Annotated in this window: 17 protein-coding genes; 9 read left to right on the top strand and 8 right to left on the bottom strand. The window is 64.5% G+C overall.

The genetic code is table 11. The features are described 5' to 3' along the window. Positions 1 to 53: 53 nt before the first annotated feature. The 7 genes from VKM35_RS06060 to VKM35_RS06030 all read left to right on the top strand — a co-directional run bounded on the left by VKM35_RS06060 (position 54) and on the right by VKM35_RS06030 (position 7,584). The gene (locus VKM35_RS06060; protein WP_324319414.1) at positions 54 to 2,381 is read left to right on the top strand and encodes a TonB-dependent receptor; all 2,328 of its coding nucleotides are present in this window, start codon (positions 54 to 56) and stop codon (positions 2,379 to 2,381) included. Further along, positions 2,378 to 3,676 (top strand): PepSY domain-containing protein, encoded by a 1,299-nt coding sequence (locus tag VKM35_RS06055; RefSeq protein WP_324319411.1) that lies wholly within the window; start codon positions 2,378 to 2,380, stop codon positions 3,674 to 3,676. Before VKM35_RS06060 ends, VKM35_RS06055 begins: the two co-directional genes overlap by 4 nt. Before the next feature lie 26 nt (positions 3,677 to 3,702). Continuing rightward, complete coding sequence (locus tag VKM35_RS06050; protein ID WP_324319409.1) at positions 3,703 to 4,557, top strand: DUF3025 domain-containing protein; 855 nt, start codon at positions 3,703 to 3,705, stop codon at positions 4,555 to 4,557. A gap of 114 nt (positions 4,558 to 4,671) precedes the next feature. Then, the gene (locus VKM35_RS06045) at positions 4,672 to 5,172 is read left to right on the top strand and encodes a hypothetical protein (protein ID WP_324319407.1); all 501 of its coding nucleotides are present in this window, start codon (positions 4,672 to 4,674) and stop codon (positions 5,170 to 5,172) included. A 192-nt stretch (positions 5,173 to 5,364) separates the two neighbouring features. Beyond that, positions 5,365 to 6,156: a hypothetical protein gene (locus tag VKM35_RS06040; RefSeq protein ID WP_324319406.1), complete on the top strand. Its 792-nt coding sequence runs from the start codon at positions 5,365 to 5,367 to the stop codon at positions 6,154 to 6,156. A 170-nt stretch (positions 6,157 to 6,326) separates the two neighbouring features. Next, the gene (locus tag VKM35_RS06035) at positions 6,327 to 6,734 is read left to right on the top strand and encodes a hypothetical protein (RefSeq protein WP_324319404.1); all 408 of its coding nucleotides are present in this window, start codon (positions 6,327 to 6,329) and stop codon (positions 6,732 to 6,734) included. 124 nt (positions 6,735 to 6,858) lie between these two features. Beyond that, positions 6,859 to 7,584, top strand: a complete 726-nt coding sequence (locus VKM35_RS06030; protein ID WP_324319402.1) for an HAD family hydrolase — start codon at positions 6,859 to 6,861, stop codon at positions 7,582 to 7,584. Positions 7,585 to 7,663: 79 nt separating this feature from the next. Here VKM35_RS06030 and VKM35_RS06025 read toward each other — a convergent pair whose 3' ends face one another. After that, positions 7,664 to 9,265, bottom strand: a complete 1,602-nt coding sequence (locus tag VKM35_RS06025) for an electron transfer flavoprotein-ubiquinone oxidoreductase (protein WP_324319399.1) — start codon at positions 9,263 to 9,265, stop codon at positions 7,664 to 7,666. A gap of 92 nt (positions 9,266 to 9,357) precedes the next feature. On the opposite strand from VKM35_RS06025, the gene VKM35_RS06020 reads away from it, so the two are divergent. Next, positions 9,358 to 10,713, top strand: coding sequence for an amidase (locus VKM35_RS06020; RefSeq protein WP_324319398.1), 1,356 nt, complete (start codon positions 9,358 to 9,360; stop codon positions 10,711 to 10,713). Between the two features lie 132 nt (positions 10,714 to 10,845). On the opposite strand, the gene VKM35_RS06015 is transcribed toward VKM35_RS06020, so the two are convergent. From VKM35_RS06015 to VKM35_RS05985, 7 genes are all read right to left on the bottom strand, one after another. Then, positions 10,846 to 11,157 (bottom strand): hypothetical protein, encoded by a 312-nt coding sequence (locus tag VKM35_RS06015; RefSeq protein WP_324319396.1) that lies wholly within the window; start codon positions 11,155 to 11,157, stop codon positions 10,846 to 10,848. A gap of 91 nt (positions 11,158 to 11,248) precedes the next feature. Further along, positions 11,249 to 11,674 (bottom strand): EamA family transporter, encoded by a 426-nt coding sequence (locus VKM35_RS06010; RefSeq protein ID WP_324319394.1) that lies wholly within the window; start codon positions 11,672 to 11,674, stop codon positions 11,249 to 11,251. Positions 11,675 to 11,728: 54 nt separating this feature from the next. Beyond that, positions 11,729 to 12,352, bottom strand: a complete 624-nt coding sequence (locus VKM35_RS06005; RefSeq protein ID WP_324319392.1) for an ABC-type transport auxiliary lipoprotein family protein — start codon at positions 12,350 to 12,352, stop codon at positions 11,729 to 11,731. Continuing rightward, complete coding sequence (locus VKM35_RS06000; protein ID WP_324319390.1) at positions 12,349 to 13,275, bottom strand: MlaD family protein; 927 nt, start codon at positions 13,273 to 13,275, stop codon at positions 12,349 to 12,351. Before VKM35_RS06000 ends, VKM35_RS06005 begins: the two co-directional genes overlap by 4 nt. A 2-nt stretch (positions 13,276 to 13,277) precedes the next feature. Further along, positions 13,278 to 14,084 carry an ABC transporter ATP-binding protein gene (locus VKM35_RS05995; RefSeq protein WP_324319388.1) on the bottom strand — a complete coding sequence of 269 codons (807 nt, stop codon included), beginning with the start codon at positions 14,082 to 14,084 and terminating at the stop codon, positions 13,278 to 13,280. Positions 14,085 to 14,088: 4 nt separating this feature from the next. After that, on the bottom strand, positions 14,089 to 15,198 hold the full coding sequence (locus tag VKM35_RS05990) for an ABC transporter permease (RefSeq protein WP_324319386.1): 1,110 nt from the start codon (positions 15,196 to 15,198) through the stop codon (positions 14,089 to 14,091). Further along, complete coding sequence (locus tag VKM35_RS05985) at positions 15,195 to 16,082, bottom strand: DMT family transporter (RefSeq protein ID WP_324319384.1); 888 nt, start codon at positions 16,080 to 16,082, stop codon at positions 15,195 to 15,197. The genes VKM35_RS05990 and VKM35_RS05985 overlap by 4 nt, the downstream gene beginning before the upstream one ends. A 66-nt stretch (positions 16,083 to 16,148) precedes the next feature. Between VKM35_RS05985 and VKM35_RS05980 the strand changes: the two genes are divergently transcribed. After that, entirely contained in the window at positions 16,149 to 17,414 is a 1,266-nt protein-coding gene (locus VKM35_RS05980) for a threonine/serine ThrE exporter family protein (protein WP_324319382.1), read from the top strand. The last annotated feature ends 109 nt before the right edge of the window (positions 17,415 to 17,523 follow it).

Below are 17,523 nucleotides of genomic sequence, written 5' to 3'. Positions count from 1 at the left end.
CCTTCCTGATCCGTGCGGCCAAGCGCCGTGCGGTCGTGCTGTTCGGAGTCAACATGTCTTTTTTCTTCATCGCGACGGCGCGTCCGTTGCGTCTGCTCGCCGCGCTCGCATTGCTGCCGATGGCCGCACATGCCAATACCGACACGGCCGATGCCGGCCGCGACAAAAAACCGAAAACCATCGCCGCGGTGGAAGTCCATGCCGATGCCGTCGAGCGTCGCGAGCAGCGGCTGCGCCATGTTGACCACGACGGCTCCAGCGTCAGCATCGGTCGCGAGCGCATTGCCCAGAGCAATGTCGTCGGCAGCGAAGACCTGCTGCGTTATGCGCCCAACCTGACCGTGCGCTCGCGCTACATCGGCGACCGCAACGCGCTGATCGGTGGTCGCAGCAATGGCACCACCACCGGCTCGCGTGCGCTGGTCTATGTCGACGGCCTGCTGATCAGCGACCTGCTCGGCGCGAGTTTCAATCCGCCGCGCTGGGGCATGGTCAGTCCGTCGGAAATCCAGGGCATGGATGTGTTGTACGGGCCGTTTTCGGCCGAGTTGCCGGGCAATTCGATGGGTACGACGCTGCAGATCACCACGCGCTATCCGCGCGCTCTCACTGCCACCGCCGATGCGCAGTTGTTCACGCAGGCATTCGCCGACGCTTACGGATTCAAGGGCGATTACAGTGGCGAGCGCGTCAACGCCAGTCTCGGCGAAAGTCGCGAACGCTGGCGCTGGTTCGTCGCCGCCAGCCGTCTCGACACCACCTCGCAGCCGATGCAATACGCCACGCCGGGCTCATTCGTCAGCAGCGGCGTCGGCAGCTTGCCGCTGCTGACCGGCGCGATCAGCGACCTCGATCCGCAAGGCGCAGCGCGCGTGATTCTCGGTCCGACCGGTATCGAGGACACGAAACAAGTCAATGCCAAGTTCAAACTCGGTGTCGATGTCAGCGATGCCGCGACGCTCGAATTCGTGCTCGGCTACTGGCAGAACGATTATCAACGCCGCGCTGTGAGTTTTCTGCACGATGCTGCCGGCGCCACGGTGTATGGCGGCAACTGGCGACTGCCCGATGGGCGCGGCATCCGCATTGCGGACGCGACGTTCGCGCCGCAGACGGGTTCGGAGCGACATTGGCAGAGCGCGTTGTCGTTGACCTGGCAGTTGAGCGCGGACTGGGCGTTGCAGGCGATCGCTTCCGACTACCGAGTCGCGGAAAATCGTCTCGCCAGCGCGACGATGCGTCCTCCACTCGCGGACATCGGTGGCGCCGGCAGCGTTTCGTTCGGCGACGGCACCGGCTGGAATACTTTCGATATCAAGCTCGATGGCCATCTTGGCGCGCATCGCCTGCGCACCGGCGTGCATGCCGATCGCTACGTGCTCGCGCAACAGGTTTACGCAACGCCGGATTGGCGTGGCGATGTCCTCGGTGCGCGCAGCGGCGTATTCGCCGGCAAGGCACGCACGGAAGCGATCTACCTGCAGGACGACTGGCAGTTCGCGCCGACCTGGACTCTGGACACGGGTGCGCGCTACGAGCGCTGGAGCGCGTTCGACGGTGTGCGCGGCGGCGGCAGCAATACGCCGGTGAACTACCCAGTGCGCCGGATTAGCGCCTGGTCGCCGAAGCTTGGGCTGCATCATGATTTCGGCGAAATCTGGACGCTGCGCGCCAATCTTGGCAAGGCAGTGCGCTTCCCCACCGTTTCGGAATTGTTCCAGGGTGCGGTGGCGGGCAACGCCATCGTCAACGCCGACCCGAATCTGCGCCCCGAGACAAGTTACTCCAAGGAACTCGCACTTCAAGCGCAGCTCGATCACGGCAGCGTGCGCATCAGCCTGTTCGAGGACGATATCCGCGACAGTCTTTTCACGCAGACCAATCTGTCGGTGACGCCCAGCGTGACCAACATCCAGAACATCGGCCGCTTGCGCAATCGCGGCATCGAATTCGTCGGCGATTGGCGGGACATTGGCGTCAACGGGTTGAGTCTGTCGGCGAGCTTGGCGTTCAATCGTTCGCGCATTCTGTCCAACGCGAATTTCCCGGCCAGCGAAGGCAAGCGCGCGCCGCGCATTCCGGCGACGCGGGCGTCGGCGGTGCTCAGCTATAAACCCGATGACGCCTGGCGCTTCAGTCTTGCCGGACGTTATTCCGGCCGGCAATGGAACAACCTCGACAACACCGACATCGATCCGCAGGTATTCGGCGGCACGTCAACGTTCACCGTGTTCGATGCCAAGGTCGTGCGCACCTTGGCTGCGGGCATGACGCTGGGCCTGGGCGTGGACAACCTCACCGACAAGAACTATTTCGTTTTCCATCCCTATCCGCGCCGCACGATTTTTCTTGAGCTGCGCTACGGCGAGGACACGCCATGAACGCGAACGCTTCCGTGACCTCGGAAAATCCGCCCGCGACGCAGCAATACCGACGCCTGTGGCGCTGGCATTTCTACGCCGCGTTCCTGGTGATTCCCTTCATTGTCTGGCAGGGCATCACCGGCGTGATCTACCTGTGGCATGAGGATCTCGCCGATGCGCTGTGGCCGCAGCTGCGCCTCGTCGAAGCACGTGCGGCAAACGCGAGTCTCGATCAACAACTGACCGTTATCCGGCAAAACATCGGCGCCGCGATGCCGGCGACGCTCATCGTCAAGGCCGACCCACGCCGAAGCACGCAATGGGTGTTCGATGAGAGCAACGGCCTGCACAGTGCTGCCTTCGTCGATCCGCATACCGGGAAATTTCTCGGCAGCGTTTCCGCCAACACCTGGCTGCCGGGCCTGACGCGCGAACTGCATGGTGGCTGGCCGCTGGGCAAGCCGGGTTCGTGGCTGCTCGAACTCGGCGACGGCTGGTGCATCGTGATGGTGCTGACCGGCCTGTATTTGTGGTGGCCGCGTTCGCGTCAGGGCCTCGCAGGCGTGTTGTATCCGCGGCTGCGCGCGGGTGCACGGATTTTCTGGAAAGACATCCACGCGGTGATCGGTTTCTGGTTCTCGCTGATCTTTCTCTCCTTCCTGTTCACCGCACTTCCGTGGACAGATTTCTGGGGAAATCATCTGCTCAAGCCGATCCAGCGCCTGACCGGACAGGGCGTGCCGGCAGCGCTGGGCATCGATCACGCCGCGATGCACATGGCGATGCCCGATGGCATGGCGATGGCGCCGATCGCCTTGCAGGACATCCTCGATACCGCGCGTCGCGAAGGTCTGGATGGCGATCTGGAAATTCGTCTCCGTTCCGGCGACGCGCCGATCCAGGTGACGATGAAGACTGCGCGCGCGGCCGACGAACGCACGCTGCAGATCGACCGTTTCCACGGCGAGGTGCTCGCGCGCGTCGGCTGGAACGACTATCCGGCGATTCCCAAACTCGTCGCCACCGGCGTCGATCTGCACGAGGGCACGTTTTTCGGCACGGCCAATCGCATCTTCAATACCGTCGTGGTTGCCGCGTTGCTGTGGCTGGTCGTCACCGGATTGATCGGCTGGTATCGGCGGCGACCGGGCAAGGTTTTGTCGGCGCCACCGCCGCAGCTGACGCGGATGCCACGCTGGCTCAAGGGTGTTGCGCTCGGTCTGTGCGTGTTCATGCCCTTGCTCGGGGCGAGCGTCCTGCTGCTGTGGCTGCTGGACGCGCTGGTGAAGCTCGCTGTCTGGCAGCGAGCATGATCGCGATGCCGCGATAAGATCCGTGCATGCGATTTCTGCCGCCCAGCCGCGATGCCGTGCCTGCCGATGTGTTCGCGCATCCGCTGTTCGCGGATCTGCACGGGCAGCGTGATCTGTTGTGTTCGCGCGACTGGCCCGAGGTCGCGATGCTCGATGCCCGCCTGCAGCCACTGCGGCATTCGGTTACTGGATCGTCGTTGTCGCTGCGCGCGCAGGAAGACATCATCGACGACGGTCTGCATTACGAAGAACGCATCTTCCGCGACGGCGTGATCGCAACGCGTGTGTGCAACTGGCACGACCTGTTCAACGCGCTGATCTGGAAAATCTTCCCGGCGACGAAATCGGCGTTGAATGCCTGCCAGGCGCAGACTCTGCAGCGCACCGGTTCCCGGCAGCGCACGCGGGCGCAGGATGCCTGGACGCAATTCGACGAAGCCGGCGCGATGGTGGTCCTGCGCGACCCGGCCCTGCTGCCGCTCTGGGATGCGCATGACTGGACCGCCTTGTTCCTGCGCGAGCGCAGTGCCTGGTCCGATGGACGGATATCGTTGTCGGTGTTCGGGCACGCGGTGATGGAGCACGCCCTGCATCCGCAGATGCTGCTGGTGACGAAGACGCTGGTGTTTGTCGCGGATCGCGATGATGCCGATGACATTGATCGATGCACCGCCGATGCGATTATCGCCGGCGACGTGCTGCGCGATCCGCAGGCATTGCGACCGTTGCCGGTGTCGGGCATTCCCGGCTGGCATCACGCGCGCCAGGATGCGGCGTTCTATCGCGACCAGCCCTGCTTCCGGCCTTTGCGCGCGGGTCGCAGCTATCCTCTGCCGCGGCCGTTGCGCGATCCAGCAACAGCAGCCGCGATATCGGGCTGAGGGTTTTGTCGCTCGTGCTGCCGGTGCATGCACGGCAGCATCGCGCACGGCCGCGCGAGTCTGCTCTATAGTCCCGAACAAGATCCGCGCATTTGCGGCAGGTGAGGCTTGGCCATGAATCCCGTACGCATTTTTCTGTTGGGGTCGCTGTTGCTCGGCGCTGCCGTCGATGCCGATGCTTCGACCTTGTACAAATGCACCGCTGCGAGTGGCTTGGACACGATCCAGTCTTCGCCCTGTCCCAAAGGTTCGACGCAGGTCTGGAAGCGCGACTCGACGCCCGATCCCGGCCTGACGCCAACCCAGGCGAGCCAGTTGGAAGCACGGCAACAAAAAGAGGCGCAGGACGCGCACGCGCTGTCGGTGCTCGCCGGCACCACGCCTGTCGACCGACCGCCACCACCACCCGCGCCACCCGCGCCGCCGCCGCCGGCAAAGCCGGCGCGGGAAACATCGGAAGCACCGATCTATCCCAAAGGTCCGTGTCGTCTCGCACATGAGTTCGCCGATGCGATCCGCGACCACGACAAGGATTTTCTGGAAATGCGCCAGGATCAGCTGGCGCGTCTCGACCGCTGGGTCGAGAACCAATGCCGGGATCCGGACGAGCCGTAACAGCCGCCGCCGAAAGTCCCGCGACGATCACACTGACCGGCAACCCGACGCTGCGGTACGGGATGATCAAGTCCACAGCCATGACCATGGTCATGTTCCGATTCTTCCCGGTCGCGATTAAGCTCGCCCATTGCCGTTGCCGGAGGGGCGCGGCGGGGCGGCGCATTCGCGCGATTTTTTTCGGGAGAGGTCATGAACAAGATGATTTTAGGCGGGCTGCTGGTGACGGCGTTGCTGGCGGTGAACTCCGCGCAGGCCGATACGCCCGCAATCGAGAAGGTCGTGCAATACCGGATCACGGTCGATGCCTCTGGCCACGCCATCCTTCCTGCCAAAGATGATGCCGCTGCCGATATCTCGCCTGCGATCCTGCAGGCGGTGCGTGAGATGGCCGGCAAGCTTGCCTTCACTCCCGCCACGGTCAACGGCAAGGCGGTCGCGAGCGAGACCACGCTGACGATGACGGTGGTGTTCGACAAACAGGCCGACGGCAGTTTCCGCCTGCGTCTGAAAGATGCCGATACCGGTGCGGCGGCGAAGGAGGCGGTGGCTCCGCTGTATCCGTCGACGGCGCTGCGCTACGACCTCAGCGCGCGCATCCTCGTGCAGCTCGACATCGCCGCCGATGGCAGCATCGATCCGGAAAAAGTGCAGATGCTGCGCACGGATATCTCGACCGTCGGTCACGGCATGGAAGCGAAATTCCGCAACGCGGTGCGTGATGTGTTGCCGCAGTGGCATTACGCCACCGATGTCGTCGACGGCCATGCGATGCCGGCGCTGCAGCTGGTGCCGGTGACGTTCTGCAGCAAGAAGCCATCCTGCAAATTCATCGACGGTCTCGGCGACGCTGCGATGCCGGCGCTGCCTGCAGCGGCCTTGCCGGCAGGCGTAGTGCTGGCGAAAGTGAATTTCGCGCATCCGCCGGGCAGCAAGCCGATGGGCATCAATGCCGTGAGTGTGCCGGGCCAGCGCACGCGCTGAGTTCGACAGCCGCTCGCATTTTCCATGATGGCAAGAGTGCTCGCGATGTGAGCGAGCCATCGCCAAACTGACTGCGGGCTGCACCATCGCCCGCAGTCGTCATCGCGTTCAAAACCGATTCATCGCCGAAAGGCCAGTCTCGCCCCGTGTCCAACACGAGGAGCTACACGATGCGCACTTCCCATTTGCTCGCCGTTTCCCTGGCTGCAGTGCTCGCCACCGCTGCAATGGCTCCCGCAGCCCAGGCCCAGACCCGCGTCCGCATCTCGGTCAATCTTGGCGACGTGCTTTATGTCTCCGGCCATCCGTATTACCGCGGCGACCGCAGCCCGGTCTATGTCGAGCAGGACCGCTGGGGTCACCGCCAGTACTACCGTTACGCCGAACCGCGTCGCGTGGTTTACGTGCCGGCGCCGTACTACGCCAGCAACTATCGCCCGCAGCCGTACTACGGTCATGACGATCGCTGGGATCGCGACCATCGCCATCACGACAATGGCCGTCACCGCGGTCACGATCGCGACCATGACCGCGACGATGATCACGACAACGGCCGCCGTGGCCACGATCACGACTGATCGGCAACTGTTCGAATCAGCTTCGCAATGACAAACAGGCCGGGACTTCCCGGCCTGTTTTTTGTTTCCGATACGGCAGCGCTCGGGTAGGCTAGCTGGCCACGACCGGATCGCGGGGAAAGAAGTGATCGAACTCATCGGTTTCGACGGCGACGACACGCTCTGGCATAGCGAGGGCTACTACCAGACCGTGCATGCCGAGTTCGAGCGCATCCTCGGCGCCTACGTCGACCTCGCCGATGCGAACGTACACGACCGCCTGCTCGCCACCGAGCGCCGCAACCTGCAGGTGTTCGGCTACGGCGCGAAAAGCATGACCTTGTCGATGATCGAAACCGCGATCGCGCTGACCGACGAGCGCATCAGCACCCGCGACCTGCACCGCCTGCTGGAGCTGGGCAAGGAAGTGCTGGCGCATCCGGTCGAGTTGCTGCCCGGTATCGCCGAAGCCGTCGCTGCTATCGCGCGCGACTACCGCATCGTGCTCATCACCAAGGGCGATCTGTTTCATCAGGAAGCGAAAGTCGCGCGTTCGGCATTGGCCGACCTGTTCCAGCGCATCGAGATCGTGTCGGAAAAAAACGAGCCGACCTATCGGCGCGTGCTCGGCGAATTCGCCATCCAGCCAGCGCAGTTCCTCATGGTCGGCAACTCGCTGCGCTCCGACATCCAGCCCGTGGTCGAACTCGGCGGCTGGGGCGTGTACATGCCCTACCACGTGACCTGGGCGCACGAAGCCGATACGCATTTCGCCACCGACAACCCGCGCCTGCGGCAGATTGATGCAGCGAGTGAAATTCCTGCGGCGATTGCCGAGTTGGGCAAGCGTGCGAATCAATCCGCTATGTAGGAGCGATGGCAATCGCGACAGGCGTCTGCCACCGGGCGTCGTGTCGCGATTGTCATCGCTCCTACGAAGCGGCTCGTGTCTAAAGGTTCAGATAATTCGGCCCCGCGCCACCTTCAGGCGTGACCCAATTGATGATCTGGTACGGGTCCTTGATGTCGCAGGTCTTGCAGTGCACGCAGTTGGCGGCGTTGATCTGCAGGCGCGGGCCGGACTCGTCCTTGACGATTTCGTAAACACCGGCGGGGCAGAAGCGCGTGCAGGGATTGCCGAATTCGCTCGCGCAGGTGGTGATGCAGATGTCGGTGTCGGAAACGTGCAGGTGGATCGGCTGGTCTTCGTCGTGTTCGGTCGCAGCGTAGTAGACGCCGGCGAGACGGTCGCGTGGTGGCAGCGTGCGTTCGACGTAATCGCGCTTGGGTTTTTCCGCGACGTCGAGTTTCTGCGTCGCCGAATAATCCGGTGTCACCGCCATCGTCCACGGTGACAGGCCCATCGTCAGCGTTTCCCAACCAGAATTGACAAGCCCGAACACGCGGCCCTTCTTGAAGCCGGGTTTGAAGTTGCGGACTTTCTTCAGTTCGCGCATCACCACCGAGCCGCGCAGCTGCGCGTCCCAGCCTTCGGATCTTCCGAATTCCGCGACGTGTTCGGCGGCCATCATTCCCGAGCGCATCGCCTGGTGCGTGCCCTTGATCTTGGGCACGTTGAGCAGGCCGGCGGCGTCGCCGATCAACAGCGCGCCGGGCATCTCGAGTTTCGGCAATGACTGGTAACCGCCGGTGACGATCGCCCGCGCGCCAGCGGAAAGAATCGTGCCGCCTTCGAGCAGCGCCTTCACGCTGGGATGGTTTTTCCACTGCTGGAAGGCTTCGTACGGCTGGTAATTCGGATCCTTGTAGTCGAGTCCGCTGACGTAACCGAGCGCGATGCGATCCTTGTCCAGGTGATACAGGAAGGAGCCGCCATAGGTTTTCGGATCCGCCGGCCAGCCCATCGTGTGCACGATCTTTCCGGGTTCGCAGACGCCGGGTTTGACCTGCCACAGCTCCTTGATGCCGATCGAATAACTCTGCGGGTCGCTATGCAGGTCGAGATGATATTTGCTGACCAGCTGCTTGGTCAGATGGCCGCGCGCGCCCTCACCGAGCACGGTGAGCTTGGCCTTGATGTCGATGCCCTGCGTGTAGCCGGGTTTGTGCGTGCCATCTTTCGCCACGCCCATGTCGCCGATGCGCACGCCGGCGACCGCGTCGTGTTCGTCGAACAATACTTCTGCGGCGGCAAAGCCCGGGTAGATTTCCACGCCCAGCGCTTCCGCCTGCGGCGCCAGCCAGGCGCACATCGCGCCCAGCGAGACGATGAAGTTGCCGTGGTTGTTCATCTGCGGCGGCACGATCGGCAGTTTGAAGCCGCCAGTTTTCGACAGGATCCAGAATTCGTCCTTGCCGGCGGGCACGCAGATCGGCGGTGGATTCTTGCGCCAATCGGGCAGCAGTTCATCGAGTGGCTGCGGCTCGATCACCGCGCCGGACAGGATATGCGCGCCGATGGTCGATGCCTTCTCGATCACGCAGACGCTCATCTCCGGCTTGAGCTGTTTGAGGCGGATCGCGAAGGCCAGGCCGGCCGGGCCGGCGCCAACGGTAACCACGTCGTATTCCATGACATCCCGTTCGCTCATTGCCTTGCTCCGTACGCCGATGCGGCGAATTGTCCGGGTTTGCCGGGGGCGCGGCAATCGACGACACTCGGGGTTTCGACACTGTGCCCGCCATGACCGACAGCGACGCCATCGCCGACCGCCTGCGCCGCGCGCCGCTGTATCGCGTCCTGCACGCATTGGCCAGGGGCGAGATCAGCAGCGAAGCGCTGACCGGCGCCTGCCTGGCAGCGATTGCCCGCGATCATGCGCTCAATGCCTGGACCTGGGTCGACGATGCCGGCGCGCTCAGTGCCGCACGCGCTTCCGACGAACGCCGCGCCGCCGGCAAGCCGCTGGGTCGCCTCGACGGCGTGCCCGTGGCGATCAAGGACAACATCGATGTCGCTGGCCTGCCCACGAGTCTTGGCCTGCCCGGACATCACGCCGCGGCGCGCGAAGATGCGCACGTGGTCAAACGTCTGCGCGGCGCCGGTGCGGTGTTGCTGGGCAAGACCAACCTCGACGAAGGCGCGTTCGGCACGATCGGTCGCAACGTTCATCACGGCGATGTCGGCAATCCGGTGAATACCGGCCGCGCTGCAGGTGGCTCATCCGCGGGTTCGGCGGCAGCGGTGGCGGCGGGTCACGCGATCATCGCGCTCGGTTCCGACACGCTCGGATCGATCCGCATTCCTGCGGCTTTCATGGGCCTGGTCGGACACAAGCCGACCTTCGGCGAATTGAGTTGCCGTGGCCTCGCTGCCGGTTTACGCCGGCTCGACTGCCCCGGTGTGATCGCGCATTGCGTGCAGGACATCGCGCTGCTGCTGCCGGTGCTCGCCGGTTACGATGCCGGCGATCCACGTTCGCGCAAGCGTCGCGTGCCGCTGGCGCCGCCGGACTGGGCGCCGGGGGAATTGCGCGCCGGCGTGGTCGCCGATCTCGCCGCGCTGGGCGTGTCGCCGGAAGTGGTGGAAAGGTTCAGCACGGCGATGGCCTGCGTCGCACCGGTGTTCGGCAGCACGCAGCCGGTCGCGCTCGACATCGCGCCGATGGATATCGCCGCGACCCGACGCGCGGCGCTGTTGTTGATGGAAGCGGAAATCCTCGCCGCGCATGGCGAAGCGATGCAATCGGCATCGGAAAGATTGCGCGGCTTGCTGGCGTTCGCGGAAGGAAAGTCGGCCGTGGATTTCGCGCGCGCCGATCGTCGCCTCGATGCCTATGTGGTGCAGGTGCGGCGATTGTTCGAACAATTCGATGTGCTGCTACTGCCGACCGTGCCGATGGCGCCGCCGCCAGCCGGCGCGCCGGAGCCGTCCAATCTCGCTGACCTATGCGCGCTCGCGAGCCTCGCCGGCTGCCCGGCGCTGAGCCTGCCGCTGTCCGGCGGGCAGGGCCTGCAACTGGTCGGCGCGCCCGGCAGCGATCTGCGCCTGCTGGAGCTCGGTGAAATCATCTCAGCGGTGGCTGACTGCGGCGAGTGATCGCCGGCTTGCGGTTGTGGGCGGAGCCGCGACTTGATCCGGTTGCGGCGCCACCGTGCCTCTGGTCAACGCAGGCACAAGACCGTGGGAATAGTTTCTGCTGAGGCAGCCATGGTCATGCCCGCTCCTAGGTCACCTTTTGATATGCGCCGTCGCCTTGGCCAGGCACTGCATCTTCTCCGGCTTGCTGTTCGCGGCGGTCAGGCATTCGTAATCGTCGCGATTGTAGGTCTGCCCGGCGACGCATTTCGCGGTGCCGGTCTCGGCGGCGTGTTCGGCGAATTCCTTGAAGCTCTCGGCGCTCTCGCTGGTCATCCCTTCCGTCGCGACGCCGATTTCGATGCCGGTCAGCGTGTTGCATTCGACCGCCGTCAATGGCTTCGAACTGCAGCCAGCGAGCGTGAGGGCGACGGCGAACGGTAGAAGAATCAGCGGGGTTTTCATCGAGTGGTCTCGTTGGCTGGAAGGTGGAACAGAGTGATTGCATGGTGATGCCCGCACGGGGATGCCATCACGGCCTCGATGCGGTCATCCCCTATCGGCGCAGCAGAAACAATCCGGCGATGGCGAGGACCACGCCGAGCATGCGTTGCCAGGACATCGCCTCGTTGAAGAACACGATGCCCGCGACTGCCATGATCGCCGCACCGCCCGCGAGAATGACCGGCACCGCCGACAACGGCCCGCCGCGTTGGAACAGCAGGAAAAACGCGACCGTGCCCGCGCCGACGCAAATGCCGGTCAGCGCGGAGTAGTTGAATCCGATCAGGGAAAATTTCTGTTCCCAGCGACCACTGAACCAGAGAAAGCCGAGATACAAAAGAATGGTCAGCGCCGCCGTGCCCTCGACCACGAAGCCACCCAGACCATCGCCGATATGGTCGGAGGCCAGACGCGTGAAAATTTGATGTGCGCCGTAAAGAATCGCGGCGACGACGGCATACCAGAACCAGGGGGCCATGAAAGTGCTCGCTTTAGTTATGCGCAACGGCGGGGTGGGGCGCTGGCGGGGCCGTCACTTCTTCCCCGCATCTCCCTGCCCACTGACCAGAGCCCACGCCGCGATGTCATCGGAACTGCGATCGAGCGCCTGCGAGAACGCGGCAACGACAGCGCTGACATCCTCGCTGGTGGCCAGCTGCGTCGAACGGAAGTTGCGCGCGGCGACCACGCGGGCATCGTCGCCATGAATGAGCTTGGCTTCGATCTCGATGGTCGCTTCCGGTGCGCCGGCCTGGTGGTAGATCGACTCGAAGCTGCGCAATTCCGTGGCCAGCTGGTATTCGCCGCGGATGCCGTTGCCGGGCCGCGAGACGGCGAGAATTTTTCCGGAGTCCTCGAGTTTGTGCAGCAGCGCGCTCTGCACGAGATCGGGCACGCTGTCGGACCAGATCGCGCCCTTGTAGACCTGCGTGTAAGTCGCGTCGGGACGCACGCTGATACGTTCGGAATCCAGCGACTGGCTCGTGTTCGGGCGCGGCACGGTCAGCGACCAATCCACGCGCGGCCAGTCGTCATGCGTGCCGCGCGTGAGCTGCGGCACGAACACTTTCACCGGCTCGCGTTTGCCGATGATGGTGGAGCAGCCGACCAGCAGCAGCGGCAGCGCGATCAGGGCGACGATCAGGGGACGTTTCATTTTTTATCGAACTCCTCCGGACGGGTGCGGCCGGTGATGTAGCCGCCGGGATTGTTGTCGAGCTTGGTGGCGACGCGGCGCAGGTCGCGGATCAGGCTGCGCAGATCGGTGAGCGTCGGGCCGACCTGGGTAAGACCATTCTGGCTGAAGCTGGCGATCGCCTCGCGATTGCCGCCGAGGATGGAATCGGCATTCTTGCTCGCCGATTCCAGTGCGGTGAGTGTGCGGTCGAGCTTGGTCATGATCGGCGGCAGCTCGTTGATGACCTTGCTGTCGAGTGTGTCGAGACTGCCGTTGGCCTTGCCCAGCACCTGATTGAGCTGGCCGCTGGCATCGCGAAGATTTTTCAGCAGCACGGCGATGTCCTGCTTCTCGCCCGACAGCGTGGTGGTGAGCTGGTGCAGGTCGTCGAGCGCGCCGCTGAGGCGCGCGATGTTCTGGTCGCTGAGAATCAGGCGCACGCGTTCGACGATATCGCTGGCGGCTTCGGCGACGTTCTGCAGTGCCGACGGCTGGGTTTCGATCACCGGATAACGCTGCCCCGGTTTCGGCAGCAGCCGCGGACTTTCTGGCAGGCCGCCGCTGAGCTGGATCTGCGCGACGCCGGTGAGTCCGATGAAAGCGAGCTTGGCTTTGGTGTCGATCTTCACCGGCGTGCCGGCGCGCAGGCGGATCAGCGCGATCACGCGACGCGGATCATCGGGATCGAGCGTGAGGTTCTGCACTTCGCCGACGCTGATGCCGTTGTATTGCACAATGCCACCGGTGCCCAGGCCGGTCACCGCTTCCTTGAACACCACTTGATAGGTGTCCCAACTGCGGTTGGAGGCCCAGTTCGCGGCCCACAATGCGAACAGGATCGCGAGGATGAAAACGAAGATCGTGAACAATCCGATCAGGACATGGTGCGCGCGCGTTTCCATGGTCAATCCTTCTTGCCTGTGGCGGCTTGTGCAGCGCGGCCACGCGGGCCGTGGAAATATTCCTGCACCCAGGGGTGATCGAATTTCTCGACCTCGGCCAGGGGTGCGTTGATCAGCACGCGGCGGTCGGCTAGCACCGCCACGCGATCGCAGATGGTGTAGAGCGTGTCGAGATCGTGCGTGATCAGGAACACGGTCAAACCCAACGCCTGTTGCAAGGTACGGATCAGATCGTCGAACGCGGCCGCGCCGATCGGATCGAGGCCGGCGGTGGGCTCGTCGAGAAACAGCAACGCCGGATCCAACGCCAGCGCCCGCGCGATGCCGGCGCGTTTGCGCATGCCGCCGGAAAGTTGCGAGGGATATTTGGCCGCCGCTTCGTCGCCGAGGCCGGACAGGCGGATCTTGAGGATGGCCAGGTCGTGCACGAGATCGGCCGGCAGGTGCGGGTAATGTTCCTTGAGCGGCACCTCGACGTTCTCGCGCACCGTCAGCGACGAGAACAGCGCGCCGTTCTGATACAGCACGCCAGTGTTGCGCTCGACCTTCAGACGCGCGGCCTTGTCCTCGGTCAGTGCGTTGACGCCGAGCACTTCGATCGTGCCGGCCTGCGGCGTGCGCAGATTGAGGATCGCGCGCATCAGCACGGATTTGCCCGTGCCCGAACCGCCGACCACGCCGACGATCTCGCCGGGGCGCACGTCGAGATCGAGATTTTCGTGCACCACCTGATCGCCGAAGGAATTGCCCAGGCCGCGCACGCGAATCGCCAGCGACGAGTCCTGCGGGAGCGGCGACGTATCGTTCATGCGCTCACCAATCCATCTGCATGAAGAACAGCGCCGCGAATGCGTCGACCAGGATCACCAGCGAAATCGTCTGCACCACGCTCGAGGTCGTGCGTTCGCCCACCGATTGCGCGGTGCCCTGGGTCTGGAAACCTTCGAGGCAACCGATCAGCGCGATGATGATCGCGAACAGCGGCGCCTTCGACAGGCCGACCCAGAAATGCCGGATCTCGACGGTTTCGTGCAGGCGCGTGTAGAACATTTCCGGCGAGATGCCGAGGCTCGCCGAGCCGACCACCAGGCCGCCGGCGAGACCGGAGATCATCGCCAGGAAGGTCAGCAGCGGCAGCATGATCACCAATGCGAACAGCCGCGGCAGCACCAGCAACTCGATCGGGTTCAGGCCCAGCGTGCGGATGGCGTCGATTTCTTCGCCGCTCTGCATCGCGCCGATCTGCGCGGTGAAGGCGCTGGCGGTGCGGCCGGCGAGCAGGATCGCGGTCAGCAGCACGCCGAATTCGCGCAGGAAGGAAATGCTGACCAGTTCGACGACGAACACCTCGGCGCCGAAATCGCGCAGCACGGTCGCGCCGAGGAAGGACACCACGCAGCCGACCATGAAACTCAGCAGCAGCACCAGCGGCACGGCATCGAGGCCGACCGATTCCATGTGATAGATGGTCGCGGTCCAGCGGATGCGCGAGGGCCGCAGCAGCGTCGCGAATGCCGTTTCCAGCGTCAAGCCGCCGAAACCGATCAGCGCCTTGATCTCGTTGTAGTAGTCCTCGACCGAGTAGCCGAGGCGTTCGAGCATCTGCCGGAAGCCGTGGTCGCGGCGTTTGTCGCGCGGCGGCGCTTCGCAGATCAGCCGCACCGACTCGACCATTTTCAAGTGCACGGGTTTGACATCGACCGTGGCCAGGCCGAGCCCGACCTTCACCGCGTAGCGCGACAGCAGCATCGCGCCGGTGGAATCGAGGCGGGCGATGTCGCGACCGTCGATGTCTTTGGCGCGATCTGGTGCGCGCTCGATCAGCGCCAGGATCGTGTCGGCGTTGACCAGAGTCCAGTCGCCGGTCGCGCGCAGGATGTCCGGGTCGCTCTGGCTCGGGGCAATGGCGGGGGCTTGGCTCATCGAGCCCAGAGCATGACCGAAACGCCGCTCAGGGTCAGCCCCACCCCGACCACGGCACGGCGGCCCAAGGGTTCGCGCAGCCAGAACCAGGCCAGCACGAGGATGAACACCGATGCGGTTTCGCCGAGGATGGCGGCGATCGAGGCCTGGATGTATTTGAAGCCGGCCAGCCACAGCACCATCGCGAGGAACTGTCCGACGAACGCCGCGAGCGCGAGCTTGCGCCAGGGCATGCCGACGGTCGGCGGCGTCAGCAGCGCGGTTTCGCCGCGCAGCATCGCGATCACCACCATGCCGGCGAGCGCGCCGAGCATGCGCAGCCCGGTCACCCACAGCAGCGGCTGCGCTTCCAGCACGCGCTTGACCAGCACGATCGAGATCGCCATCAACACGATCGCCAGCAGCGCCAGCGCGAAACCGCGCACGGCATGGGCGGGACGCGGCGCCTGGCCCGGGCGTGGCCAGGCGGCCAGCCACACGCCGAGGCTGACCAGCACGAACCCGGCGATCTGCAGCGGCTGCAGGCGCTCGCCGAGAAAGATGAAACTGAGCACGATCACGAACGGGCTGTAGCTGTTGCCGATCACGCCCATGCGGCCGGCGCCGAGTTCGTTGAGTGCGCGGAAGTACAAGGTGTCGGCGATGCCGATGCCGAGCAGGCCACTGCTGACCGCGGCGAAGATCTGCATCGCGGTGAAGGCCGGCAGCGTCAGGCCATGCAACAGCGGAATCGCCGGCAGCAGCATCAGCAGCACCATGGCGTTCTTGAGGAAGTTCAGCTGCAGCGGCGGCAGGCGCGCGCCGAGTTGCCGATACAGCATCACGCCGATCGCCCAGGCCAGGGCACTGAGGATCGAGCACAGTTCGCCAAAGCCCTTGCCCAAGTCCCGCCCCTGGAAAATCCCCGCGGCATTGTCCGGCCGCGGCCCGTTTCATGCCATCCTTTTGTCATGACCGCGATCGACAACGATGCCCGCGCGCCGTATCTGACGCGCATTGATTTCCTGATCGAGCTGGCGCGCCGGCTGCACATCTATGGCACCTCTGCGCAGCGCATCGAGGGCGCGATGGCGCAGGTCGCGCGCCGCCTGGAGGTCGAAGCCGAGATCTGGTCGAACCCGACCGGCATGCTGATGAGTTTCGCCGACATCGAACGCGGCGCGCCGCACAAGATCACCCAGATCATCCGGCTCGAGCCCGGCGACACCAATCTCGGTCGCCTCGCGGCGGCGGATGCGATCGCCGAGGATGTGGTGTCCGGTCGTCTGCATATCCGCGAAGGCCTGCAGGCGATGCGCGCGCTGGATCGTCCGGCGCGCGCCTATGCCAAGCCGCTGGCGGTTTTCAGTTTCGGTCTGGCGTCCGCATCGGTCGCCGGTTTGCTGTCGCGTACGGGCTGGGCCGATCTGATCACCGCCGCCTTGCTCGGCGCGATGATCGGCGCGCTGACCATCTACAGCGAAACGCGACCGCGCTGGGCCGATGCCCATGAAGCCCTCGCCGGCTTCATCGCGACGATCGCGGCGAGCGCGGTGGCGAGTTTCATCGCGCCGCTGTCCTTGCAGGGCGTGATCATCGCCGCGCTGATCGTGTTGATGCCCGGCCTCACGCTCACCAATGCGGTCTCGGAGTTGACCAGCCAGCAGCTGGTGTCGGGCACCGCGCGTTTTGCCGGTGCGTTGACCGTGTTGCTGAAGCTGACCTTCGGCGCCGTCGCCGGTTCGCACGTGGTCGGATTGTTCGGCTGGCAGCCGTTGTCGAACGAAGCCTCGACCGTGTTGCCGACCTGGATGCCGTGGCTGACCCTGCTCGCCGGTTCGTTCGCGTTCGCGGTGCTGTTCAAGGCCGCGCGCCGCGACGTGCTGCTGGTGATGGCTTCGGTCTGGCTGGGCTATATCGCGACGAAATTCGCGGCGACTTTCCCCGGTGCGCAGAACAACACGCTGCCGACCGGCGTGTTTTTCGCCGGCATGGTGGTGACCGCGGTATCGAATGCCTATGGCCGCTACTGGAATCGCCCCGGCGCGCTGATCCGCGTGCCCGGCATCATCCTGCTGGTGCCGGGCAGCCTCGGTTTCCGCAGTCTGAATTTCGTGTTCGCGCGCGACGTGATGTCCGGCCTGGACACCGCCTTCGCGGTGATCATGGCCTTGATCGCACTGGTCGCAGGCATATTGTTCGGCAGCCTGCTGATTTCACCGCGGCGGAATTTGTGAAAACACCGATGTCGTAGGAGCGATGGCAATCGCGACTAGTTGATGTCGCCGCAGCACATTCGGTCGCGATTGCCATCGCTCCTACACGACGCAAATCATTGCCAGCGCC

It is taken from the genome of Arenimonas sp., assembly GCF_035312645.1.
Lineage (GTDB): Bacteria > Pseudomonadota > Gammaproteobacteria > Xanthomonadales > Xanthomonadaceae > Arenimonas.
This window is presented reverse-complemented; position numbering and strand designations above follow the sequence as displayed.

Bases quoted from the DNA above. Each gene is read 5' to 3' on its own strand.
- VKM35_RS06060 (WP_324319414.1), top strand. From the start codon at position 54: ATGTCTTTTTTCTTCATCGCGACGGCGCGTCCGTTGCGTCTGCTCGCC.
- VKM35_RS06035 (WP_324319404.1), top strand. From the start codon at position 6,327: ATGCGCACTTCCCATTTGCTCGCCGTTTCCCTGGCTGCAGTGCTCGCC.
- VKM35_RS06020 (WP_324319398.1), top strand. From the start codon at position 9,358: ATGACCGACAGCGACGCCATCGCCGACCGCCTGCGCCGCGCGCCGCTG.
- VKM35_RS05980 (WP_324319382.1), top strand. From the start codon at position 16,149: ATGACCGCGATCGACAACGATGCCCGCGCGCCGTATCTGACGCGCATT.
- VKM35_RS05990 (WP_324319386.1), bottom strand. From the start codon at position 15,198: ATGAGCCAAGCCCCCGCCATTGCCCCGAGCCAGAGCGACCCGGACATC.
- VKM35_RS06015 (WP_324319396.1), bottom strand. From the start codon at position 11,157: ATGAAAACCCCGCTGATTCTTCTACCGTTCGCCGTCGCCCTCACGCTC.
- VKM35_RS05995 (WP_324319388.1), bottom strand. From the start codon at position 14,084: ATGAACGATACGTCGCCGCTCCCGCAGGACTCGTCGCTGGCGATTCGC.
- VKM35_RS06055 (WP_324319411.1), top strand. From the start codon at position 2,378: ATGAACGCGAACGCTTCCGTGACCTCGGAAAATCCGCCCGCGACGCAG.
- VKM35_RS06045 (WP_324319407.1), top strand. From the start codon at position 4,672: ATGAATCCCGTACGCATTTTTCTGTTGGGGTCGCTGTTGCTCGGCGCT.
- VKM35_RS06005 (WP_324319392.1), bottom strand. From the start codon at position 12,352: ATGAAACGTCCCCTGATCGTCGCCCTGATCGCGCTGCCGCTGCTGCTG.
- VKM35_RS06000 (WP_324319390.1), bottom strand. From the start codon at position 13,275: ATGGAAACGCGCGCGCACCATGTCCTGATCGGATTGTTCACGATCTTC.
- VKM35_RS06010 (WP_324319394.1), bottom strand. From the start codon at position 11,674: ATGGCCCCCTGGTTCTGGTATGCCGTCGTCGCCGCGATTCTTTACGGC.
- VKM35_RS06050 (WP_324319409.1), top strand. From the start codon at position 3,703: ATGCGATTTCTGCCGCCCAGCCGCGATGCCGTGCCTGCCGATGTGTTC.
- VKM35_RS06025 (WP_324319399.1), bottom strand. From the start codon at position 9,265: ATGAGCGAACGGGATGTCATGGAATACGACGTGGTTACCGTTGGCGCC.
- VKM35_RS06040 (WP_324319406.1), top strand. From the start codon at position 5,365: ATGAACAAGATGATTTTAGGCGGGCTGCTGGTGACGGCGTTGCTGGCG.